This is a genomic window from Streptomyces sp. CB02923, assembly GCF_001905005.1.
Lineage (GTDB): Bacteria > Actinomycetota > Actinomycetes > Streptomycetales > Streptomycetaceae > Streptomyces.
On record NZ_LWKZ01000001.1, the window covers coordinates 929,370 to 948,624 of the forward strand.

Consider the following 19,255-nt stretch of genomic DNA (forward strand, 5'->3'; position numbering starts at 1 on the left):
CGTCTCCCCCCTGCCCTGTCATCCGTCGCGGAGCTTCTCCCCCAGCTCCTCGGGGTCGGTCGTCGGGCGCTCGCACGTGAAGTGGCGGCAGACGTACGCGGCGGGCCGGCCGTCGGCCAGCGGGCGGTCCTTCAGCAGCGGCACCTCCTCCGAACCGGGCTCCCCAAGGGCGACCACCGCGCCGGGCGCGGTCCCCAGGAGGGCGGCGCGGTGCAGCGCCCGGGTGGCCGGGTCACCGTCCGGGCCGACGACCGCCACCTCGCGCGGCCCGTCCAGCGCCGCCTCGGCGGCGGCCAGCCCCCACCCGATGAAGCGCGGCGCCCGGCCGCCCAGCGTCTTGACGACGCCCAGGGCGCGTTCGGCGGCGTCCCGGTGCGGGCCGCTGCCGGTCAGTGCCGCGTACGACAGGAGCGCGCCGGCGGCCGCGGTCCAGCCGGACGGCGTGGCGTTGTCGGTGGGGTCCTGCGGGCGGCGGATCAGCTGCTCGGCGTCGTCGGCGGTGTCGTAGAGCGAGCCGTCCTCGGCGGTGAAGTGCACGAGCACCGTGTCCAGGAAGAGGCCGGCGAAGTCCACCCAGACGCCCTCCCCGGTGACCGAGGAGAGCGCGACGAAGCCTTCGGCGACGTCCGCGTAGTCCTCCAGGACGCCCGTGTTGTCGCCCGCCACGCCGTCCCGCGAGGTGCGGTGCAGCCGCGCCTGCCAGTCCATGTGGACGCGTACGAGCAGGTCGGCGGCGTCCGTGGCGGCCTGCACCAGGTCCGGGCGGTCGAAGTAGGCACCGGTCTCGGCGAGGGCCGCGACGGCCAGGCCGTTCCAGGCGGCGACGACCTTGTCGTCCCGGCCGGGGCGGGGCCGGGCGTCGCGGGCCGCGCGCAGCCGCTCCTTGATGCCCGCGATCCGCTCCGCGTCCACCAGGTCGTCGGTGTCGGGGAGTTGCAGGACGGAGGCGCCCTCCTCGAAGGTGCCCTCCTGCGTCACGCCGAAGTAGTGCGCGGCAATCGCGGCGTCCTTCTCCCCCAGGACATCGCGCAGCTGACCGGGCGTCCATACGTAGTACGCGCCCTCGACGTGCTTGCCGCTGCCGTCGTCGGAGTCGGCGTCCAGCGCGGAAGCGAATCCGCCCTGTTCGGTACGGAGTTCGCGCACCATGAACTCGGCGGTCTCGACGGCGACGCGGCGGGCCAGGTCCGATCCGGTGGCGCGCCACAGGTGTGCGTACGTACGGCACAGCAGCGCGTTGTCGTACAGCATCTTCTCGAAGTGCGGCACCGTCCACGACGCGTCCACCGCGTAGCGCGCGAAACCGCCGCCGAGCTGGTCGTAGATCCCGCCGCGGGCCATCGCCTCCGTGGTCGCCTGCACCATCTGCAGGGCCGCCTCGGACTGCGTACGGGCGTGGTGGCGCAGCAGGAACTCCAGCGCCATGGACGGCGGGAACTTGGGCGCCCCGCCGAATCCGCCGTGCACGGCGTCGAAGTCGCGGGTCAGCGTCAGCAGCGCGGACGCCAGGTCCTCCGGGCCCGGCGGCACCGGATCACCCTTGGCCGGCGACGCGGAGACCGACCGTGCGGACAGGTCGGCGACGATCCGCCCGGCGACCTCGCCCACCTCGTCGCGGCGGTCCGCCCAGGCGCTCCGTACGCCCTGAAGGACCTGCGGGAACGAGGGCAGCCCGTGGCGCGGCGCGGGCGGGAAGTACGTACCGAAGTAGAACGGTTCGGCCCCGGGCGTCAGGAAGACGGTCATCGGCCAGCCACCCTGCCCGGTGGCGGCCTGCACGGCCTCCATGTAGACGGCATCCACATCGGGCCGCTCCTCGCGGTCCACCTTCACGGGCACGAAGTGCTCGTTGATCAGCGCGGCGACACCCTCGTCCTCGAAACTCTCGTGCGCCATCACGTGACACCAGTGACACGCGGAGTAACCGACCGACAGGAGGACGGGCACATCACGCCGCCGAGCTTCCTCGAAAGCCTCCGGCGTCCAGGGCCACCAGTCGACCGGATTGTCAGCGTGCTGAAGCAGATACGGCGAGGTCACACCAGCTAGCCGGTTCATGCGATCCAGCCTCTCACAGCGCCCGGTCCCGTCGGTGAGGCCCGCACAGGGGCTGCCTCGCTTGGCCGAACTGCGCTCACGTGCCATCACGCGGGGGCAACCGCCTCCCCACCCGCCACAACTCGCTTGGGGCAAGCATTCAATTGGGGTGGCTCGCCGGGGGCTTCGACGGGTCCGGCAAGGATCCCACCGGCCTCGGGATCGTCGGTCTGCCGAACCGGAGAAGAGACAGAGAGGGGCAATCGCGCCCTACCGGCATCGCGCGCCTCCGCGTCACAGGACAGTAGGCTGGGCACAGCAGCGATGGGTCTGCTGAGGCTCCTCGAAGGAGGCACGCCATGACCGCCGAGATGGTGGCGCCCGCGTAGATGCACACCCGGATCAGCGCGGCGCAGTACGACTCCTGGCCCGAGGCACAGTGCGCCGGCATCGAGATCGTGGACGGCATGGCCGTCGTGAGGCCGAGCGAGTCCAAGCGGCACAACCGGCTGGCCCGAGTCCTGGCCAATGCCCTGGACGCCGCCGCAGGGCCGGACTGGAACGCCGACACGGACTTCGACGTCCGCCTGCAGGACGTTCCGCTCACCAACCGGCGTCCGGACGTCATCGTCTACCGGGCGGAGACCATCGACCTCACGCCCACCCGCCCCGAACACGTACTCCTGGTCGTCGAGGTCGTATCGCCCGGCTCGGAGACCACCGACCGCATCGTGAAGGTGGACCAGTACGCCAAGGCCGGCATCCCCTTCTACTGGCGTATCGAACAGGCCGCAACCGGTGTCCCCATCATCTACACCTACGTTCTCGACCCCGCCACCAAGGCCTACCGGGACGGCGAAATGTTCACCGGCGTGATCAAGACCGCCGCCCCCTTCCCCGTCACCGTGGACCTGCAGGCCACCTGACGACCGAGGCCACGCACACCCGGCAGGCGAGCACAACGACGCCCACCGCCGGGTCGGGCTGTGGCCCTTCTCGCCGATCAGCGGTGCCGGAACGGGCGTGTCGTGCACTCAGGCAATCGCCGCGATGTCCCCGTCGTCGAAGTAGATGGCCTGGTGCAGCCGACCGCCGAGCGCAACGGCGAAGCGGGCGAGGACGTCCTGGCCGGAGATGCGGCCCCGCTCGATCTGCGACACCCGCCCCTTCGTGACGCCCATCCGGTCGGCCACGTCCTGCTGAGTCAGCCCGCGGGCCTTCCGCAGTTCCGCGAGGCGGCGCCCCGTCGTCTCGGCGAGGAGTTCCTCCTTGCCCGCCCGTACGGCGTCCTCGCCACCGGCGCGAGCGACGTGCCCAGCGCGGATGTCCTGCCAACGCGTGTATCCACTCACGATCGTCCACCTTCTTCCCGAGCCCGGTCTCCCACATAGGTCTTGTAGCGCTGCTCGGCCAGCGGAATCGCTTCGTCGTACCACTCGGACCATCGGCCCGACTTGTCGCCTGCGATCAGCAAGATGCTGCTGCGCCACGGGTCGAAAGCGAAGAGGATGCGCACCGTACCCGGGCGCAGTTCCTTCAGGTTCGCCATCGACGAGCCGTGGATGGTGTCCACCAGCGGGCGTCCCAGCCCAGGGCCTCCCTCGGCCAGCGCGTCCAAGGACTGGACCACCCGGGCAAATGCCGCTTCGTCGAGGCCCTCGATCCACTCACGGACCTCGTCGACGAGGAAGATCTCCCACTCAGCGCTCACCGGATGAGTATAGCGATAGCTATACAGCGCGACCACTGCCCCGCCCGAGCAGCCTCGCCTCCCTGCGCCGAGGCGCAACACCGCCGGCGGAACCCCGCCCCACCGATCCGCCCCTCCCCGGCGTGCCGGGGCCGATACGGGGAAGCCTCCTGAGCCAGGCGGTTCGGGCGGTTCGGTGTGGGGTGTCTTTCCCGACGGCGGCCCGCGGTGGGTGGCGGAGGGGGTGGGCGGGGAGTTATCCAGAGGCCTGCCGGATTCGGCGCGGAAGCGGAACACTGTGGGTACGGGAACCGATCACCGCGGGCCGGGCGGGGGCGCTGCCCCGGCCGCCGGGAAGCGCTGGGAGGCCGGAGGATTCCGGGAGCACCGGAACCTGCCGGGACGCTGGGAACTGCAGGAGGGGGAAGGCATGGCGAGCTCACCGGCTGTGCTGCGGGACAGCCACCGGGCGGATGCCGAGGGGCTGCTGTCGCGGGCCGTCGAGGAAGAGGTCCGGCGCTCGGAAGGGACCCTTGACCGGGGCGTCCTGCTGTCCCGGGCACGCGCGGTGCTGGACGATCTGGCCGGCACCGCGTCCGAGGAGTACGGCGCGTACGTGCACGCGCTGGACGAGGCGGCGGCCGGACACCGCCCGCTGGCCGAGCGGCTGACGCGCAAGGAGCTGAGCACGCCCGCGGTGGCCACCCTGGTCGCGGCGGTCGCCGCCTTCGGCACGGACCTCGCGTACGGGACGGGCCCCGGCGCGGCCCTCGGCGTCGGAGTCTCGGTGGTGGCCGCGGGCGCCGCGGCGACGGTCGTGAAGCTGACGGCGGGGCACTGGCCCGCCGCCCACCGGCAGGCGGGGATGCGCGGACAGCCGGGCGGCCCCGAGCAGTTGCGGCTCCAGTGGCTCACGGCGCTGGAGGTGCGCGGCATCCGGCCGTTCCTGGACCAGCAGCGGATGCTGACGGCGGCGACGCGCGGCGGTTCCTCCGGCGCGCCCGCGGCCTCCCGCGGCACCCGGGTGCCGCAGCTGCGCGGCGCGGACCGCAGCGCGGCGGCCCGCCAGCGGTCCGTGCTGGAGCAGTCCTTCTCCCATCTGCCGCAGCCGGAGCAGCCGTTCGCGGGGCGGCGGGCGCATCTGACGCAGATCGCGCAGTGGGTGCACGCGGCCCGCGCGAGCACGGAGACCCGGCCCACGGTCGTGGTGCTGCACGGCGAGCCGGGCGCGGGGCGTACGGCGCTGGCGGTGCGGGCCACGCACCAGCTCCGTGACCAGTTCCGCGGCGCGTGCGTGGTGGACCTGCGCGGGGACACACCGGGCGAGACGCCGCTGCCGACGCGGGACGCGCTGCTGCACCTGCTCAACCGGCTCGGCGCGCCGCGCGAGCAGCTCCTGTTCCGGGAGCGCCCCTCCCAGGAGCAGCACGTCAAGCGGCTCACCGAGCTGTACCACAAGCATCTGACGGGCCTGCCCGTGACGGTCCTGCTGGACGACGCCTCGGACCCGGAGCAGGTGCGCCTGCTGGTGCCGGACCGCTCCGACAGCCTGGTGCTGGTGACCACTCGCGAGCCCATGGAGCTGCCCGGCGACCTCCAGGCGTGGGTGCACCAGCTGCCGGTGGGCGCGCTGGACTCGGCGGGCACCGAGGAGCTGCTGCGGGCCGCGGCCGACGAGTCCGAGGGCGAGACCGGCCCGTACGACCACCAGTCCGTCGAGCGGATAGCGCAGCTGTGCGCGGGGCTGCCGCTGGCGCTGCGGGTGGCCGGCTCCTCGCTGGGCCCCCGGTCGCCCGCCACGCTGGCGGCGGATCTTGAGGAGAGCGCCGCGCGCCACCCGGCCTCCGGGAGCCGGGCGACCCCGGCCGAGGCGGCGCTGTGGCTGCGCTACGGGGACCAGTCCGAGACGGCCCGGCGGCTGCTGCGCCGGCTCGCCCTGGTGGGGCGGGCCAGCCTGGGGGCGGCCGCCGCGGCGGCGCTGCTGGGCGTGGACGCGGCGGAGGCCGAGCGGCAGCTGTCCGCGCTGGCCGACGCGGGCCTGATCGAGCACGTGCGCAGCGACCGCTACCGGCTGCATGCCCTCGTGCACCACTTCGCGCACGCGCGTCTGGTGGACGAGGAGGACCCGGCCGAGCGCAGCACGGCCCAGGAGCGGCTGATCCGCAGCTACGCGGAGCTGGCGGACTCGGTGATCCGCCTGGTGGACGGCCGTACGTCCACCCGCGCCGACCGCTTCGGCTCGCACGGCTTCACCTCCCTGGACGCGGCGCTCCAGTGGCTGGACGACGAGACCAGCTTCATCACCGCCGCGCTGCGCCACGCCGACCAGGACGTGGACCAGGCCACCGTCTCCCACCTGCTGGGCGCGCTGGCCGACTACTGCCTGCTGCGCGGCGACCTGTACCGCCTCGGTGAGCTGAGCGAGCTGACCAAGGCCGCCGACCGTGGGCTTCTCGTGCGCTCCGTGCAGTGGCGCACCGGCGTCGCGGCCCGTCAGCTCGGCGAGCTGGACAAGGCCCGTACGACGCTGGCCTCGGTGGTCGACCTGTATTTCGAGGCGCAGCACCCGGTCGGCGCCGCGCGCGCCCTGCGTGACCTGGGCATCACGCTCCAGCAGCAGGGCAATCTGACGGAGGCCGCGGCCAAGCTGCGCGAGGCCATGGAGATGCAGTCCGGCGCGGACGTGCGCGGTGACCGGGCGTGGACGCTGCACGCGCTGGCCGCGGTGGAGCGCGACCGGGCGCAGGTGGCGGAGGCGCTGGCGCTGCTGAGCGAGTCCCTGAAGCTGCACCGGGAGAGCGAGAGCCTGCACGGACAGGCGTGGGCGCACTTCCAGCTCGGCCAGGTGTATCTGCGGATGGGCGAGGTCCCGCGGGCGGAGAGCGCGTTCCACGCGGCCCTGGACCTGTACCGCCGTACGCACGACGACCGCGGCGAGGCCTGGGCGGTGACCCAGCTGGCGCGGGCCCGGCTGGTGGACGGCGACCCGAACCCGGCGGCGGACCAGCTGCGCCAGGCCCTGCCCCTGCACCGCCGCTACGAGGACGCCCGCGGCGAGGCCTGGACGCTGTACTACCTCGGCCAGTCGCTGGAGGAGCAGGGTGACCTGGACGCGGCGCTGCGGCACCTGGAGCGGTCCCGGACGATGTTCAGCCGGATGCAGGACGGCTACGGCCTCGCCTGTGCCCGGCACCATTCGGGGCGCGTCACCCGGGACCTGCGGGCCGCGCAGACCGGCTCGCTGCGCAACAGCGGCTTCGCCCGGCAGCTGCTCCAGGACGCCCGCAAGGACTTCCAGCGGATCGGCGTTCCGCACGGGGAGGCGTGGTCCTGCCTGGAGTTGGTGATCATCGACGCGGGCAACGGCCGGACGGCGCAGGCGCTGGAGCTGGCCGACGAGGCGGCACGGACGTTCGCCGGCTACGGCGACCGGCGCGGCGAGGACTGGGCCCGGTTCCTGCGCTGCACGCTGCTGCCGTTCGCCTCACCGGGCGGCTCGGTGGTCGGCGCGGCGGTCGCGCAGGAGGAGCTGGCCCAGCTCGCGCAGGACGGGCACGCGACTCGCGACTCGAAGGTGGAGGACTGCGCGGAGACGTTCGCGCTGCTGCTGGACCGCGGCGTCGAGCCGGAAACGGGGTGGGAGGCATGGCGGCTCGGCATGGTCCCGAACCGCCACGCGCGCGAGGTCATGGGGGTGTCCATACCCTCGTCGCAGTGACGCGGAGGAGGTGCGTCCCCTCGTCGCGGTGACGAAGGGGAGGTGCGTCCCCTCCTCGCAGTGACAAGGAGGGGGCTGGGTCACCTCGTCGCAGTGACAAGGAGGGGGTTGGGTCACCTCGTCGTCACTTCGGCGGCGAGAGGTCCCCTCGTCGTCGCGGTGAGGAGGGAGATCTGCTCGTCGCGGTGACGGGAGAGGCCCCTTCGTCACGGTGACGCGGGCGGCCCCTTCGTCGCGGTGACGCGGAGATCCCCTCGTCACCGTGGCGCGGGAGATCCACTCGTCGCTGTGACGCCGGGCGGGTCGGTGGACGGCGTGCCACCCCGCCCGGCGTCCGGGGGTGCCGCTCAGCCTGCCTTGGGCTGTGCCTTCCCCGAGGGCTGCCCCTTCGCCTGGCTCTTCGCCCGGCCCTTCGCCGCCTCCGTGCCGCCGGAGGCGGCGGGCGCCTCCGGGGTCTCCTCGAAGTCGACCTTCTTCATCTGCTTGTTCATGGACTTCATCAGCAGCCATACGGCGCCGCCGATGACCGCGAACACGATGAAGCCGAGGACGCCGGGGGTCACCTTGTCCTTGTCGAAGCTGTCGGCAAGGGTGACGAAGTGCGTCACGGCGAGGGTGCTAGTCGCGCTCATCATGGAGTCAATTGTTGCGGATGCCCGCGAAGAGGTCGTCCTCGGGGAGGGACGTGTCGACGAGGGACTTGGCGAGCTCGTACTCCTCCGTCGGCCAGACCTCCCGCTGGATGTCCATCGGCACCCGGAACCAGCCGCCGTCCGGATCGATCTGCGTCGCGTGCGCGATCAGCGCCTTGTCGCGGATTTCGAAGAAGTCGGCGCAGGGCACGTAGGTGGTCAGCGTGCGCTCGCGGCGCTCGAATTCCTTCCAGCGCTCCAGCCACTCCCCGTACGGGGAGTCCAGGCCGCGCTCCAGCAGCGCCTCGTGCAGCGCGACGGTGCGCGGACGGTTGAAGCCCTGGTTGTAGTAGAGCTTCTGCGGCTGCCAGGGCTCGCCCGCTTCCGGGTACTTCTCCGGGTCGCCGGCCGCCTCGAAGGCCACCATCGAGATCTTGTGGGTCATGATGTGGTCGGGGTGCGGGTAGCCGCCGTTCTCGTCGTAGGTCGTGATGACCTGCGGCTTGAACTCGCGGATCAGCTTCACCAGCGGTTCCGCCGCCGCGTCCACGTCCTGGAGGGCGAAGCAGCCGTCGGGCAGCGGCGGCAGCGGGTCGCCCTCGGGCAGCCCGGAGTCGACGAATCCCAGCCACTCCTGCCGGACGCCCAGGATCTCCCGGGCCTCGTCCATCTCCTTCTTCCGCACTTCGTGGATGTGTTCCTCGATGTACGGGTCGCCCTGGAGCTTGGGGTTGAGGATGGAGCCGCGCTCCCCGCCCGTGCAGGTGGCGACCAGCACGTCCACCCCCTCGGACACGTACTTGGCCATGGTGGCCGCGCCCTTGCTCGACTCGTCGTCGGGATGGGCGTGCACTGCCATCAGTCGCAGCTGCTCAGTCAAGACTCGATCCTCAGTGAAAGGCCGGAGAAGATGTTTCCTATAGTGACCGAAGCGCGGGGCGAATAATTCCGGAGCCCCCGGCAGGAGGAGCGATCATGACCGCGGTGCGCGAAGGGCTGCCCGACGGACGCTACGGCCGCTCCGCCGACCAGCGCGCCGACCGCAAGCTGAAGATCGTCGGCGCCGTGCTGGGCGTGGCGCTCCTCGGCGTGGTCGGTTGGTCCGGATTCTCCTACATCTCCGGGCAGGACCTCAGTGGCCGGGTGATCACCTGGAACCGCGTTTCGGACAGCGCCGTCAAGGTGCATCTGGAGGTCGTCAAGGGCAAGGACGACACCGGCGTGTGCACGCTGCGCTCGCAGTCCGACGACGGCGCCGAGGTCGGGCGCAAGGACGTCACCGTCGACGCCCCGAAGGAGCAGGTGGACGTCGAGGTCACGGTGCGTACGACGGCACGGGCGACCAACGCCGTACTGGTCGGCTGCACGTCCGGCAGCTGACCGGGGGCCGGTGACCGGCAGCCGACCCGGCGCGGCCTCGCCCCGCAGCCCAGCCTTCACAGCCCCACAGCCCCCACAGCCGCGCCGTCCGTCCCCGCAGCCCGCCCAAGCCGTACGCGCCCCTACGGCCCGCCCCGTCCCTCGGCCCCCGTACGACATCCCGGTGTACGACATCCCGGTGTGTCGCCGGGTCCGCCCGGGGCCGTCGCGCTGACCGGCCACGATCCGGGCCGATGACGTTCCCGGTGAAATCCCCTTCCCCGTTTTGTGCCGGAATTGTTAGGCTCGTGGTTTCGCCCACCCGAGAAGGCGCAGCCTTCCTGGTAGGGCGTTTGATTTATCCCCAGCACCGACGAGGAGCACCTGTGACCCAGACCAGCGACAACGTCACCTGGCTGACCCAGGAGGCGTATGACCAGCTCAAGGCCGAGCTGGAGTACCTGTCTGGTCCCGCACGCGCCGAGATCACCGAAAAGATCGCGGCGGCCCGCGAGGAAGGTGACCTGAAGGAGAACGCCGGGTACCACGCGGCCAAGGAAGAGCAGGGCAAGCAGGACCTTCGGATGCGCCAGCTCAAGCAGCTGCTGGAGACCGCGAAGGTCGGCGAGGCGCCCGCCGCCACTGGTGTCGTGGCCCCCGGCACGGTCGTCACCATCGCGTTCGACGGAGACCCGGACGACACCCTGACGTTCCTGCTGGCCTCGCGGGAGTACGCGAGCTCGGACATCGAGACCTACTCCCCGCAGTCCCCGCTGGGCTCCGGGGTGAACGGCAAGAAGATCGGCGAGACCGCCGAGTACGAACTCCCCAACGGCAAGAAGGCTTCGGTGAAGATCCTCGAAGCCAAGCCGTACACGGGCTGAGCGCCGCGCGGCGCCCGCCCGCAGCCTGACGACGACCGGCCCGGAGCCCCAGCGGCTCCGGGCCGGTCGCGTGTCGCGTACGGGACGGTCGCGTGTCGCATGTCGCGTACGGGGCGGCCGCGTACCGCTACCGCGTATACGGGGCGGCCGCGTACCGCTACCCCATATACGGGACGGCCGCCCGACGCGTACGGCCCGGTGGGCCCCGGCCTGCCTCCGCCTCAGGCCGTGGCCGACCGGTACTTGCGCACCGCGAGCGTACGGAAGACCACGATGATCACGACGGACCAGAGCAGCGACGCCAGCACCGGCTGCTGCATGGGCCAGGCGTCGGGCGCCTTGTAGTTCGGCGGCAGGTTGCCGAACAGCAGGCGGGCGGCCTGGACCGTGGCGCTGAAGGGGTTCCACTCCGCGATGTGCCGCAGGAACGTCGGCATGTTGTCCGACGGCACGAAGGCGTTCGAGATGAACGTCAGCGGGAAGAGCCAGATCAGCCCGCCCGAAGTGGCGGCCTCCGGCGTCCGTACGGACAGGCCGATCAGCGCACCGATCCAGGAGAACGCGTAGCCGAGCAGGAGCAGCAGGGCGAACCCGGCCACGACCTTGCCGATGTTCTCGTGGGAGCGCCAGCCGACCAGGAAGGCGACGACGGCGAGGACGACCAGCGTCAGCGCGGTCTGCACCAGGTCCGCGAGCGTGCGGCCCGTGAGGACGGCGCCGCGCGCCATCGGCAGCGAGCGGAACCGGTCGATCAGGCCCTTGTGCATGTCGTCGGCGATGCCGGCGCCCGCTCCGGCGGTGGCGAAGGTGACGGTCTGGGCGAAGATGCCGGCCATCAGGAACTCGCGGTAGGCCGCGGGCGAGGTGCTGCCGCCGACGGCTATGGACCCGCCGAAGACGTAACTGAACAGCACCACGAACATGATCGGCTGTATCAGGCCAAAAATGACCATCTCGGGGATGCGCAGCATGCGGATCAGATTGCGCTTGGCGACGACCAGGGAGTCCCGGACGGACTGGCTGACCGCGCCGCGCCGCTTCGGTACCCCGACCCGCGGCCCCGTCTGCGTAATGGCGCTCACTTGGCAGCCTCCTCGGTGTTCCGGTCCCGCTTCGGCGCCCGGCCCGCCCGCCGCCCGGCGGGTCCTCCCCCGGCGTCCTTGCCGTCCCCGTCGTCGCCGTTGCCCTCCGCCGTCTCGGCGGCGTGGCCGGTCAGCGAGATGAACACGTCGTCCAGGGTGGGCCGGCGCAGCCCGATGTCGTCGATCTCGACGCCGCGTACGTCGAGTTCGCGGATGACCTCGGCGAGCAGCTTCGCGCCGCCCGCCACCGGCACCGTGATCTTGCGCGTGTGCTGCTCGATCTTGCTCTCGCCCTTGCCGAAGCCGCGCAGCACCTCGTCGGCCGTCGCGATGTGTTCGGTGGCGTGCACGACGACCTCCACCCGCTCGCCGCCCGTACGGGCCTTGAGCTCGTCGGAGGTGCCGCGGGCGATGACCTTGCCGTGGTCGACCACGCAGATGTCGTGCGCGAGGTGGTCGGCCTCTTCCAGGTACTGGGTGGTGAGCAGCAAGGTCGTACCGCCGGCGACCAGTTCCTGGATGACCTCCCACAACTGCTGGCGGTTGCGCGGGTCCAGGCCGGTGGTGGGTTCGTCCATGAACATCACGGGCGGGCTGACGACCAGCGCGGCGGCCAGGTCGAGCCGGCGCCGCATACCGCCGGAGTAGGTCTTGGCGGGCCGGTCGCCGGCGTCGGCGAGATGGAAACGTTCCAGCAGGTCGGCGGCCCTGGTCTTCGCGTCGCGCCCGCTCATCTGGTAGAGCTGGCCGACCATCGTCAGGTTCTCGCGGCCCGTCAGATACTCGTCGACGGCGGCGAACTGGCCGGACAGGCCGATGGAGCGGCGCACCTCGTCGGGGTGCTTGAGGACATCGATACCGGCGACGACCGCGGTGCCGCGGTCCGGCCGGAGCAGCGTGGTCAGAACCCGTACGGCGGTGGTCTTACCCGCTCCGTTCGGGCCGAGCAGTCCGAGGACGGTTCCTTCGGGGACGTCGAGGTCGACGCCGTCCAGAGCCCTCACCTTGCCGAAGGTCTTGACCAGACCCTCGGCGTAAATGGCGCCTGGCATGTGGGTACTCCCAAGGTATGGGTTGACTCCAGGAAGAATTTTACTGTGACCGGACATCACCCGCTCTACGGGTACATGCCCGGTATCGGGCGGGCGCCGGACACACGTCGGCACCCCGCCTCGCCCCGGACCATAGCGCACACGCGATACATCGCGATATACGCCAGACGGCGTTTGCGTACGCGCCTCTCTCGGCCGCGCGCCTCTGCGCACGTCAGCCCACACCCCCGCCGGACGTCAGCCCATCCCGACGGACGGAAACCCGTACCGCCGGACGTAAGCCCACCCCGCCAGGCATCAGCCCATCCCGCCAGACATCAGCCCATAACGGTGTAACCCGCCGCGCGCAGCGCGATGCCGACCTCGGTGCAGTGCTCCGGGCCCTTGGTCTCCAGGTGCAGTTCCACCTCCGCTTCCGTGAGCCCGAGCCGCGGATCGGTCCGCACATGGCTCACGTCCAGGACGTTGGCGTCGACCTCCGACAGCACTCCGAGCAGCGTCGCGAGGGCCCCCGGCCGGTCCGTCAGCCGCAGGCGCAGCGACAGGTAGCGCCCCGCGGCGGCCATGCCGTGCCGCAGGATGCGCTGCATCAGCAGCGGATCGACGTTCCCCCCGGACAGCACCGCGACCACCGGCCCCTCGAAGGACGCGGGCCGCGACAGCAGTGCCGCCACCGGACTCGCCCCCGCCGGCTCCACGACCAGCTTGGCCCGCTCCAGGCAGAGCAGCAGAGCGCTGGAGAGTTCGTCCTCGGACACGGTACGGACCTCGTCGACGAGATCGCCGACTATTTTGAACGGCACATCGCCCGGCCGGCCGACCTTGATGCCGTCCGCCATCGTCACCGGCGCCTCGATCGAGACCGGCCGCCCGGCCGCCAGCGAGGGCGGATAGGCCGCCGCGCCCGCCGCCTGCACTCCGATGATCTTCACGTCCGGCCGCAGCGACTTGACCGCCAGCGCGACGCCCGCCGCGAGCCCGCCGCCGCCGATGCCCACGACGATCGTGCGCACTTCCGGGCACTGTTCGAGGATTTCCAGGCCGACCGTGCCCTGGCCCGCGATGATGTCCCGGTGGTCGAAGGGGTGGATGAAGACCGCGCCCGTGCGGCGCGCGTACTCCTGGGCGGCGGCCAGCGTCTCGTCCACGACCTGGCCGTGCAGCCGCACCTCGGCGCCGTACTCGCGGGTCGCGGCGACCTTCGGCAGCGGGGCGCCGACCGGCATGAACACCGTCGAGCGCACCCCGAGCAGCGAGGCCGCCAGCGCGACGCCCTGCGCGTGGTTGCCGGCGCTGGCGGCGACCACGCCGGCCGCCCGTTCCTCCGGGGAGAGGCCCGCGATCCGCACGTACGCGCCACGTATTTTGAAGGAGCCGGTGCGCTGCAGGTTCTCGCACTTCAGATGCACCGGCGCGCCCACCGAAGCGGACAGGTGCCGGCTCCCCTCCAGGGCGGTGGACCGGGCGACACCGGACAGGATCTTCTGCGCCTCGCGTATGTCCTCGACGGTGAGCGCGGCGGGGGCGGTGGCCACCGGGGGCGCACCCGGTCCGGAAACGGAGGCGGAACCGGAATCAGACGCCGGCGCCCCACCCGTACCGGGCGCCTCCGCACTTGCCGGGACTGATGCCGAACCGGGCCGCTGACCGGCGGCGGAACCGGAAGCGGAACCCGAAGGGGAACCGGAGGCGGAAGTGGACTCGTGCGGCGTGTGATCGTCCATGAAGCCCAGTCTTACAGTTCGGCCCGCGGCGGGTGCGCGGGGCCGCCGGACCGGTTCCGGAGGGGCACGTCTTTGGACAGCGCCGGTACGGGCCGCGCCGGGGCCGCGTACTCTGTCCCCCAATCCGTACGCATCCCATGAAGCGAGCTCCCGGCCATGCCCACCTCTTCGGACATGACGACCCACACCGACCCCGCTCTTCTCGACGCGCTGCAACACCAAGTCGCCGTTTTCGCCCGCCGCGCCGAACAGAGCCGGCTCGGCGGCGTCGGCCAGGCACGCAATTCCATGGACCGTGCCGCCTACCTGCTCCTCAACCGCCTGGACAACGAAGGCCCGATGGGTGTCAAGGCGCTGGCCGCCGGCATGGGCATCGACTCCTCCACCGTCACCCGGCAGGTCGCCCCGCTGGTCGACTCCGGTCTGGTCAACCGCGCCTCGCACCCCGAGGACGGGCGCGCGGTCGTACTCCAGCTCTCCGAGCGCGGCCGGTCCCGGCTGGAGGAGGTGCGGGCCTCCCGCCGCGCGCTGATGGCGCTGGTCACGGAGGAGTGGACGGAGGCGGAGCGGGACGCGTTCTGCACGCTGCTGACGCGCTTCAACGCCTCCCTGTCCACGGTCACCGCGACCCTGCCCCCGGTGCCGTCCAGCTCCTGAGCGGACGGCGGGAACCGGCCGCCGGGCCCTGAACAGGGCGTACCGGCAGGCGGCCGGACCCGCGGGCGCTCGCGGCGCCCGCGTCACGGCGCGTGCCCCGGTGTGCGCCCCGGAGTGTGCGCTCCGCACGGCCCCCCGGTTTTTCCCGGCCGCCTCTTGACCGCATGCCGGGCCTGCCGTGCCATGGAGCTGTGCGAGAGCGGCGGACAGCCCAGGAACGCCGTCGTGCCCGGGAGTTCGAGGCGTTCGTCGCGGGTGCGGCCGGACGTCTGCTGCGCGCCGCCACCCTCCTGACCGCCGAGCCGGAGGGCCGTCCGGCCCCCGCCGCCGAGCGGCTGCTCACGCTCGCGCTGGCCCGTACGTACGCCTCCTGGGACCGGCTGCGCGGCGAGGACCCGTACGACCGGACGCGCCAGGAGATGGCCGCCCGCTTCGCGCACTCCGCCTGGCGCGAACGCCTGCCCCGCGCCCTGTGGCACGGCAGACGTCCACCGCCCGGCGGCCTCCTGGGGCGGCTGTCCCCCCAGGAACGGCTGGTGCTCGTCCTGCGCCTGTACGAGGGCGTGGCCGAGGAGCAGACCGCGGCGCAGCTGGGCCTGCCCGCCGAACGCGTCCACACGCTGTGCCTGCGGGCCGTCGGGCACATGCGCAGCAATCCCCCCGGCGGATACACGGGAACGCCGGTGCCGGTCGGCGCGCGGGCACCGGAGCCGGACGGAGTACCGGAGCCCTATGGCATGCCGGAGCGGGACGGCGTACCGGGGCCCGACGGCGTGCCGGACCGACCGTGGCCGCAGGCTCCGCCCCCGCACCCTCCTGCGTCCCCGCCCCCACGCACGGAAGCGGCCGCGCCATGAGCCTGCCGGACCGCAAGGAGGCCGAGGTGCGGCGGATGCTGGACGGACCGCATCCGCCGGTCCCGCCCGACCTGGCACTGCGGGCCGCCGCGAACGGCCGCAGGCTGCTGGTCCACCGGCGGCTCGCGCGTCAGGCGCTCTGGCTGCTGGCCGTGCTGGCGCTGGCTGCGTTCCTGGTCTGGGCGGCCGTCGACCAGCCGTGGCTGCCGCCGCCGGCGCACACCACCCCTCCGCTGGAAGGGTGGTGAGCCGCGGCTCCGGGCTCGTGCGTGCCGCTCAGCCCAGCGCCTGGGTGAGGTCCGCGACCAGGTCGTCGATCGACTCGATGCCGACCGAGAGGCGTACGAGGTCGTCCGGGACCTCCAGCAGGGAGCCCGCCGTCGAGGCGTGCGTCATCCGGCCCGGGTGCTCGATCAGCGACTCCACGCCGCCCAGCGACTCACCGAGGGTGAACAGCCGGGCGCGGTTGCAGACCTCCACCGCGGCCTGTTCGCCGCCCACGACGCGGAAGGACACCATGCCGCCGAAGGAACGCATCTGCTTGGCCGCGATCTCGTGGCCGGGGTGCTCCTCCAGGCCCGGGTAGTAGACCTGCGTCACCTTGTCGTGCGAGGCGAGCAGCTCGGCGATGCGGGCCGCGTTGGCGCTGTGCCGGTCCATCCGTACGGCCAGCGTCTTCAGGCCGCGCATCACCAGCCACGAGTCGAACGGTCCGGCCACCGCGCCCATCGCGTTCTGGTGGTAGGCCAGTTCGTCACCGAGGTCGGTGTCGTTGACGACGAGCGCGCCGCCGACCACGTCGGAGTGGCCGCCCATGTACTTGGTCGTGGAGTAGACCACCACGTCCGCGCCGAGGGCCAGCGGCTGCTGGAGGTAGGGGCTGGCGAAGGTGTTGTCCACGACGAGACGGATTCCGGCGTCGCGCGCGACGGCCGCGAGGGCGGGGATGTCCGTGATGCCGAGGAGCGGGTTGCTGGGCGTCTCCACCCAGATCGCCTTCGTACGGGGGCGCAGGGCGTCCCGTACGGCCTGCGGGTCGGAGGTGTCGGCGACCGACCACTCCACGCCCCACCGCTCGACGACCTTCGAAATCAGGCGGAACGTGCCGCCGTACGCGTCATTGGGGATGACCACGTGGTCGCCGGGGACCAGGAGGGTGCGCAGCAGGCAGTCCTCGGCCGCGAGCCCGGAGGCGAAGGCCAGACCGCGGCTGCCGCCGTCGAGGGCGGCCAGGTTCTCCTCCAGCGCGGTACGGGTCGGGTTCGCGCTGCGGCTGTACTCGTAGCCGCCGCGCAGCCCGCCCACGCCGTCCTGCTTGTAGGTGGACACCTGGTAGATGGGCGGTACCACCGCGCCGGTCGCCTCGTCGGGCTCCTGACCTGCGTGAATGGCAAGGGTTTCGAAATTCTGGGGGCGCTGTTCGCGCTGATCGCTCATATCTGCCGAGGGTAGTCGTCCACACCCGCGAACTTTTCGGAACTTTCTGCTTCGCTGGATAGTGGATACATACAAGACACATCCGCGCCCCGCCCGAGCCCGCCCACGGCCCCACTCACCCCGTCCCACCCCGCCTCCCCGCCGCCCTCCTCCTACCGGAATCCGAGACTGACCACATGGACGCTCTGCTGGTTCTCTTCGCCGCCGCCGCTCTCGGCGGCCTCGTCCTGCTGCCCTGGCTGCGGCGCCGACAGGCCGCGCAGCAGGCCCGGCAGGGGCTGGCGGTGGCCACCGACCCCATGGCGGGCTACGGGTTCGTCCCGGCCCAGGAGCTCGACGTACGGCTGCCAGGGCCCGACCAGGAGCTGGAGGAGGCCCTCGACGAGATCCGGCGCACCCACGACTGGCGCCCGGCCGCGCAGCTGCTGAAGGCCACCGGCGAGGACTGGGAGCGCCGCTGGCAGCGCGTGCAGACGCTCGCCGGGGCCGCCGCGTTCGAACTGGCGGAGCGGCCCGGTCAGGGCGGCATCTGGCTGCGTACGTGGCGCTCCGAGGCCCCCAAGGATCCGGGCGGCGCGCAGACCCACGCCCAGTTCCTCGTCATCCAGGCGCTCCGCGACCCCTCCTCGCAAGACTTCCGCATGATCCTGGAGGAGGCCCGCACGGTCTGCCACGAGGCGGCCCTGCTGGCCCCCGGCAGCCCCGTCTCGTACATCACCGAGCTGGCCGTCGCCCGCGGCCTCGGCGACCGCCGCGCGGACTACGACGCACTGTGGTCGAAGATCACCCAGCGTGCCCCGCACCACATGGGCGCGCATCTCGCCGCGCTGCCCTACTGGTCGCAGAAGTGGCACGGCTCCAAGGAGGAGGCCGCCGCGTTCACCGAGAGCGCCGCAGCGGCCGCCCCGGCCAGGAGCCTGCTCCCCGCCCTTCCGCTCTTCGCCGTCTACGACCACCTGCCCGAGGCCAACATGGTTCGCGGCCTCTACCAGAGCGCCGTCGTCGAACGGGCCGTGGAGGGCGCGCACTTCGCGCTGCGCGAGGCCCCGGCGGACCACCCCATGGCCCCGCACGTCCGGCATCTGCTCATCTGGTTCCTCGTCCGCGCCGAGCGCTACGAGGAAGCCGTGGAACAGCTCCGCCTGGTCGACGGCCACGTCGGCGCCGTCCCGTGGTCGTACGGCAGCAGTCCCGCCGCCGAGTACGCCGCGTACCGCGCCCTGGCCGTGGCCGGCTGGGAGCGCGGCGGCGGCGCCTCCTCGGACTTCCGCCCGCAGCCGTGACCGGCGGCCCGGCGGCGGGCACCCGCCCCGGAATGCGTCTCCCCCTCCCGATGTTGTCCCGACAGGCCGCCACCGCCCTCCCACGCAACCCCTGGAGCGAGACGCCATGCTCTTCAACCGCTTCAAGAACGCCCTCCCCACCGCCGAGGAGGCCCTCAAGGGCCGCCCCGAGCGCGACTTCGCCGTCCCCGACCGGCACACGGTCCTCGGCACCCCGCTCCTCGGCCCCTACCCCGAGCACCTGCGGATCGCCGACTTCGGCCTGGGCTGCTTCTGGGGCGCCGAGCGCAAGTTCTGGCAGACCGAGGGCGTCTGGACGACCCTGGCCGGCTACCAGGGCGGCCACACCCCGAACCCTGCCTACGAAGAGGTGTGCAGCGGCCTGACGGGCCACACCGAAGCGGTCCGCGTCGTCTACGACCCCGCCAAGGTCTCGTACGACGCCCTCCTGAAGGTCTTCTGGGAGTCCCACGACCCCACCCAGGGCTTCCGCCAGGGCAACGACACCGGCACCCAGTACCGCTCCGCCGTCTACACCCACTCCCCCGCCGACCAGCAGACGGCCGAAGCCTCCCGCACCGCCTACCAGTCCGTCCTGGCCTCCTCCGGCTACGGCGACATCACCACCGAGATCCTCCCGTCCGCCGACCGGCCCTTCTATCCGGCCGAGGGCTACCACCAGCAGTACCTGGACAAGAACCCGGCGGGGTACTGCGGGATCGGCGGGACGGGCGTGTCGTGCCCGGTGGGCGTGGCGCCCGCCGACGGGTGAGCTGCCGGCGGATGAGCTCCGGTCTTGCGAGCCGGGGCCGATCCGGCTCCGGGCCGGGTCCGGAAAAGAAG

General features: G+C 72.2%; 17 protein-coding genes and 1 pseudogene. 9 read left to right on the forward strand and 9 right to left on the reverse strand.

Annotated elements, in window-relative coordinates; all coding sequences use genetic code 11:
• Positions 1 to 18: 18 nt before the first annotated feature.
• The gene (locus tag A6A06_RS03890) at positions 19 to 2,058 is read right to left on the reverse strand and encodes a thioredoxin domain-containing protein (RefSeq protein ID WP_073758748.1); all 2,040 of its coding nucleotides are present in this window, start codon (positions 2,056 to 2,058) and stop codon (positions 19 to 21) included.
• A 368-nt stretch (positions 2,059 to 2,426) separates the two neighbouring features.
• On the opposite strand from A6A06_RS03890, the gene A6A06_RS03895 reads away from it, so the two are divergent.
• Complete coding sequence (locus A6A06_RS03895) at positions 2,427 to 2,963, forward strand: Uma2 family endonuclease (protein WP_242440546.1); 537 nt, start codon at positions 2,427 to 2,429, stop codon at positions 2,961 to 2,963.
• Positions 2,964 to 3,071: 108 nt separating this feature from the next.
• On the opposite strand, the gene A6A06_RS03900 is transcribed toward A6A06_RS03895, so the two are convergent.
• Both A6A06_RS03900 and A6A06_RS03905 read right to left on the reverse strand, forming a co-directional pair.
• Positions 3,072 to 3,389 (reverse strand): helix-turn-helix domain-containing protein, encoded by a 318-nt coding sequence (locus A6A06_RS03900; protein ID WP_073758750.1) that lies wholly within the window; start codon positions 3,387 to 3,389, stop codon positions 3,072 to 3,074.
• Positions 3,386 to 3,748 carry a type II toxin-antitoxin system RelE/ParE family toxin gene (locus tag A6A06_RS03905; RefSeq protein ID WP_073759778.1) on the reverse strand — a complete coding sequence of 121 codons (363 nt, stop codon included), beginning with the start codon at positions 3,746 to 3,748 and terminating at the stop codon, positions 3,386 to 3,388. Before A6A06_RS03905 ends, A6A06_RS03900 begins: the two co-directional genes overlap by 4 nt.
• Positions 3,749 to 4,157: 409 nt before the next feature.
• On the opposite strand from A6A06_RS03905, the gene A6A06_RS03910 reads away from it, so the two are divergent.
• On the forward strand, positions 4,158 to 7,445 hold the full coding sequence (locus A6A06_RS03910; RefSeq protein ID WP_073759779.1) for a tetratricopeptide repeat protein: 3,288 nt from the start codon (positions 4,158 to 4,160) through the stop codon (positions 7,443 to 7,445).
• Positions 7,446 to 7,792: 347 nt separating this feature from the next.
• Here A6A06_RS03910 and A6A06_RS03915 read toward each other — a convergent pair whose 3' ends face one another.
• Both A6A06_RS03915 and mca read right to left on the reverse strand, forming a co-directional pair.
• Complete coding sequence (locus A6A06_RS03915) at positions 7,793 to 8,077, reverse strand: hypothetical protein (protein WP_443333715.1); 285 nt, start codon at positions 8,075 to 8,077, stop codon at positions 7,793 to 7,795.
• 7 nt (positions 8,078 to 8,084) lie between these two features.
• The gene (mca, locus tag A6A06_RS03920; protein ID WP_073758754.1) at positions 8,085 to 8,957 is read right to left on the reverse strand and encodes a mycothiol conjugate amidase Mca; all 873 of its coding nucleotides are present in this window, start codon (positions 8,955 to 8,957) and stop codon (positions 8,085 to 8,087) included.
• 95 nt (positions 8,958 to 9,052) lie between these two features.
• On the opposite strand from mca, the gene A6A06_RS03925 reads away from it, so the two are divergent.
• Together A6A06_RS03925 and greA are read left to right on the forward strand one after the other, a co-directional pair.
• The gene (locus tag A6A06_RS03925) at positions 9,053 to 9,457 is read left to right on the forward strand and encodes a DUF4307 domain-containing protein (protein ID WP_073758756.1); all 405 of its coding nucleotides are present in this window, start codon (positions 9,053 to 9,055) and stop codon (positions 9,455 to 9,457) included.
• Between the two features lie 365 nt (positions 9,458 to 9,822).
• A complete protein-coding gene (greA, locus tag A6A06_RS03930) occupies positions 9,823 to 10,320 on the forward strand; it encodes a transcription elongation factor GreA (protein ID WP_073758758.1) in 498 nt (165 codons plus the stop codon).
• 221 nt (positions 10,321 to 10,541) lie between these two features.
• On the opposite strand, the gene A6A06_RS03935 is transcribed toward greA, so the two are convergent.
• From A6A06_RS03935 to ilvA, 3 genes are all read right to left on the reverse strand, one after another.
• Positions 10,542 to 11,402, reverse strand: coding sequence for an ABC transporter permease (locus A6A06_RS03935; RefSeq protein ID WP_073758760.1), 861 nt, complete (start codon positions 11,400 to 11,402; stop codon positions 10,542 to 10,544).
• Positions 11,399 to 12,454: an ATP-binding cassette domain-containing protein gene (locus tag A6A06_RS03940; RefSeq protein WP_073758762.1), complete on the reverse strand. Its 1,056-nt coding sequence runs from the start codon at positions 12,452 to 12,454 to the stop codon at positions 11,399 to 11,401. The genes A6A06_RS03935 and A6A06_RS03940 overlap by 4 nt, the downstream gene beginning before the upstream one ends.
• Positions 12,455 to 12,771: 317 nt before the next feature.
• Positions 12,772 to 13,989, reverse strand: coding sequence for a threonine ammonia-lyase (gene ilvA, locus A6A06_RS03945; protein ID WP_073758764.1), 1,218 nt, complete (start codon positions 13,987 to 13,989; stop codon positions 12,772 to 12,774).
• A gap of 345 nt (positions 13,990 to 14,334) precedes the next feature.
• Here ilvA and A6A06_RS03950 point away from each other — a divergent pair, with 345 nt between their 5' ends.
• The 3 genes and pseudogenes from A6A06_RS03950 to A6A06_RS03960 all read left to right on the forward strand — a co-directional run bounded on the left by A6A06_RS03950 (position 14,335) and on the right by A6A06_RS03960 (position 15,940).
• Positions 14,335 to 14,835, forward strand: a complete 501-nt coding sequence (locus A6A06_RS03950; RefSeq protein WP_073758766.1) for a MarR family winged helix-turn-helix transcriptional regulator — start codon at positions 14,335 to 14,337, stop codon at positions 14,833 to 14,835.
• A 191-nt stretch (positions 14,836 to 15,026) separates the two neighbouring features.
• Positions 15,027 to 15,518: pseudogene (locus tag A6A06_RS03955) on the forward strand (sigma factor-like helix-turn-helix DNA-binding protein); the annotation flags it as partial.
• A gap of 170 nt (positions 15,519 to 15,688) precedes the next feature.
• The gene (locus A6A06_RS03960) at positions 15,689 to 15,940 is read left to right on the forward strand and encodes a hypothetical protein (RefSeq protein WP_073758769.1); all 252 of its coding nucleotides are present in this window, start codon (positions 15,689 to 15,691) and stop codon (positions 15,938 to 15,940) included.
• A 28-nt stretch (positions 15,941 to 15,968) separates the two neighbouring features.
• On the opposite strand, the gene A6A06_RS03965 is transcribed toward A6A06_RS03960, so the two are convergent.
• A complete protein-coding gene (locus tag A6A06_RS03965) occupies positions 15,969 to 17,129 on the reverse strand; it encodes a cystathionine gamma-synthase (protein WP_073758771.1) in 1,161 nt (386 codons plus the stop codon).
• Positions 17,130 to 17,305: 176 nt separating this feature from the next.
• Between A6A06_RS03965 and A6A06_RS03970 the strand changes: the two genes are divergently transcribed.
• The gene (locus A6A06_RS03970; RefSeq protein ID WP_073758773.1) at positions 17,306 to 18,412 is read left to right on the forward strand and encodes a hypothetical protein; all 1,107 of its coding nucleotides are present in this window, start codon (positions 17,306 to 17,308) and stop codon (positions 18,410 to 18,412) included.
• Positions 18,413 to 18,518: 106 nt separating this feature from the next.
• Positions 18,519 to 19,184, forward strand: a complete 666-nt coding sequence (gene msrA / locus A6A06_RS03975) for a peptide-methionine (S)-S-oxide reductase MsrA (protein WP_073758775.1) — start codon at positions 18,519 to 18,521, stop codon at positions 19,182 to 19,184.
• The last annotated feature ends 71 nt before the right edge of the window (positions 19,185 to 19,255 follow it).

Bases quoted from the DNA above. Each gene is read 5' to 3' on its own strand.
- A6A06_RS03890 (WP_073758748.1), bottom strand. From the start codon at position 2,058: ATGAACCGGCTAGCTGGTGTGACCTCGCCGTATCTGCTTCAGCACGCT.
- A6A06_RS03965 (WP_073758771.1), bottom strand. From the start codon at position 17,129: ATGAGCGATCAGCGCGAACAGCGCCCCCAGAATTTCGAAACCCTTGCC.
- A6A06_RS03950 (WP_073758766.1), top strand. From the start codon at position 14,335: ATGCCCACCTCTTCGGACATGACGACCCACACCGACCCCGCTCTTCTC.
- A6A06_RS03970 (WP_073758773.1), top strand. From the start codon at position 17,306: ATGGACGCTCTGCTGGTTCTCTTCGCCGCCGCCGCTCTCGGCGGCCTC.
- msrA (WP_073758775.1), top strand. From the start codon at position 18,519: ATGCTCTTCAACCGCTTCAAGAACGCCCTCCCCACCGCCGAGGAGGCC.
- A6A06_RS03960 (WP_073758769.1), top strand. From the start codon at position 15,689: ATGAGCCTGCCGGACCGCAAGGAGGCCGAGGTGCGGCGGATGCTGGAC.
- A6A06_RS03895 (WP_242440546.1), top strand. From the start codon at position 2,427: ATGCACACCCGGATCAGCGCGGCGCAGTACGACTCCTGGCCCGAGGCA.
- A6A06_RS03910 (WP_073759779.1), top strand. From the start codon at position 4,158: ATGGCGAGCTCACCGGCTGTGCTGCGGGACAGCCACCGGGCGGATGCC.
- A6A06_RS03915 (WP_443333715.1), bottom strand. From the start codon at position 8,077: ATGAGCGCGACTAGCACCCTCGCCGTGACGCACTTCGTCACCCTTGCC.
- A6A06_RS03925 (WP_073758756.1), top strand. From the start codon at position 9,053: ATGACCGCGGTGCGCGAAGGGCTGCCCGACGGACGCTACGGCCGCTCC.
- A6A06_RS03940 (WP_073758762.1), bottom strand. From the start codon at position 12,454: ATGCCAGGCGCCATTTACGCCGAGGGTCTGGTCAAGACCTTCGGCAAG.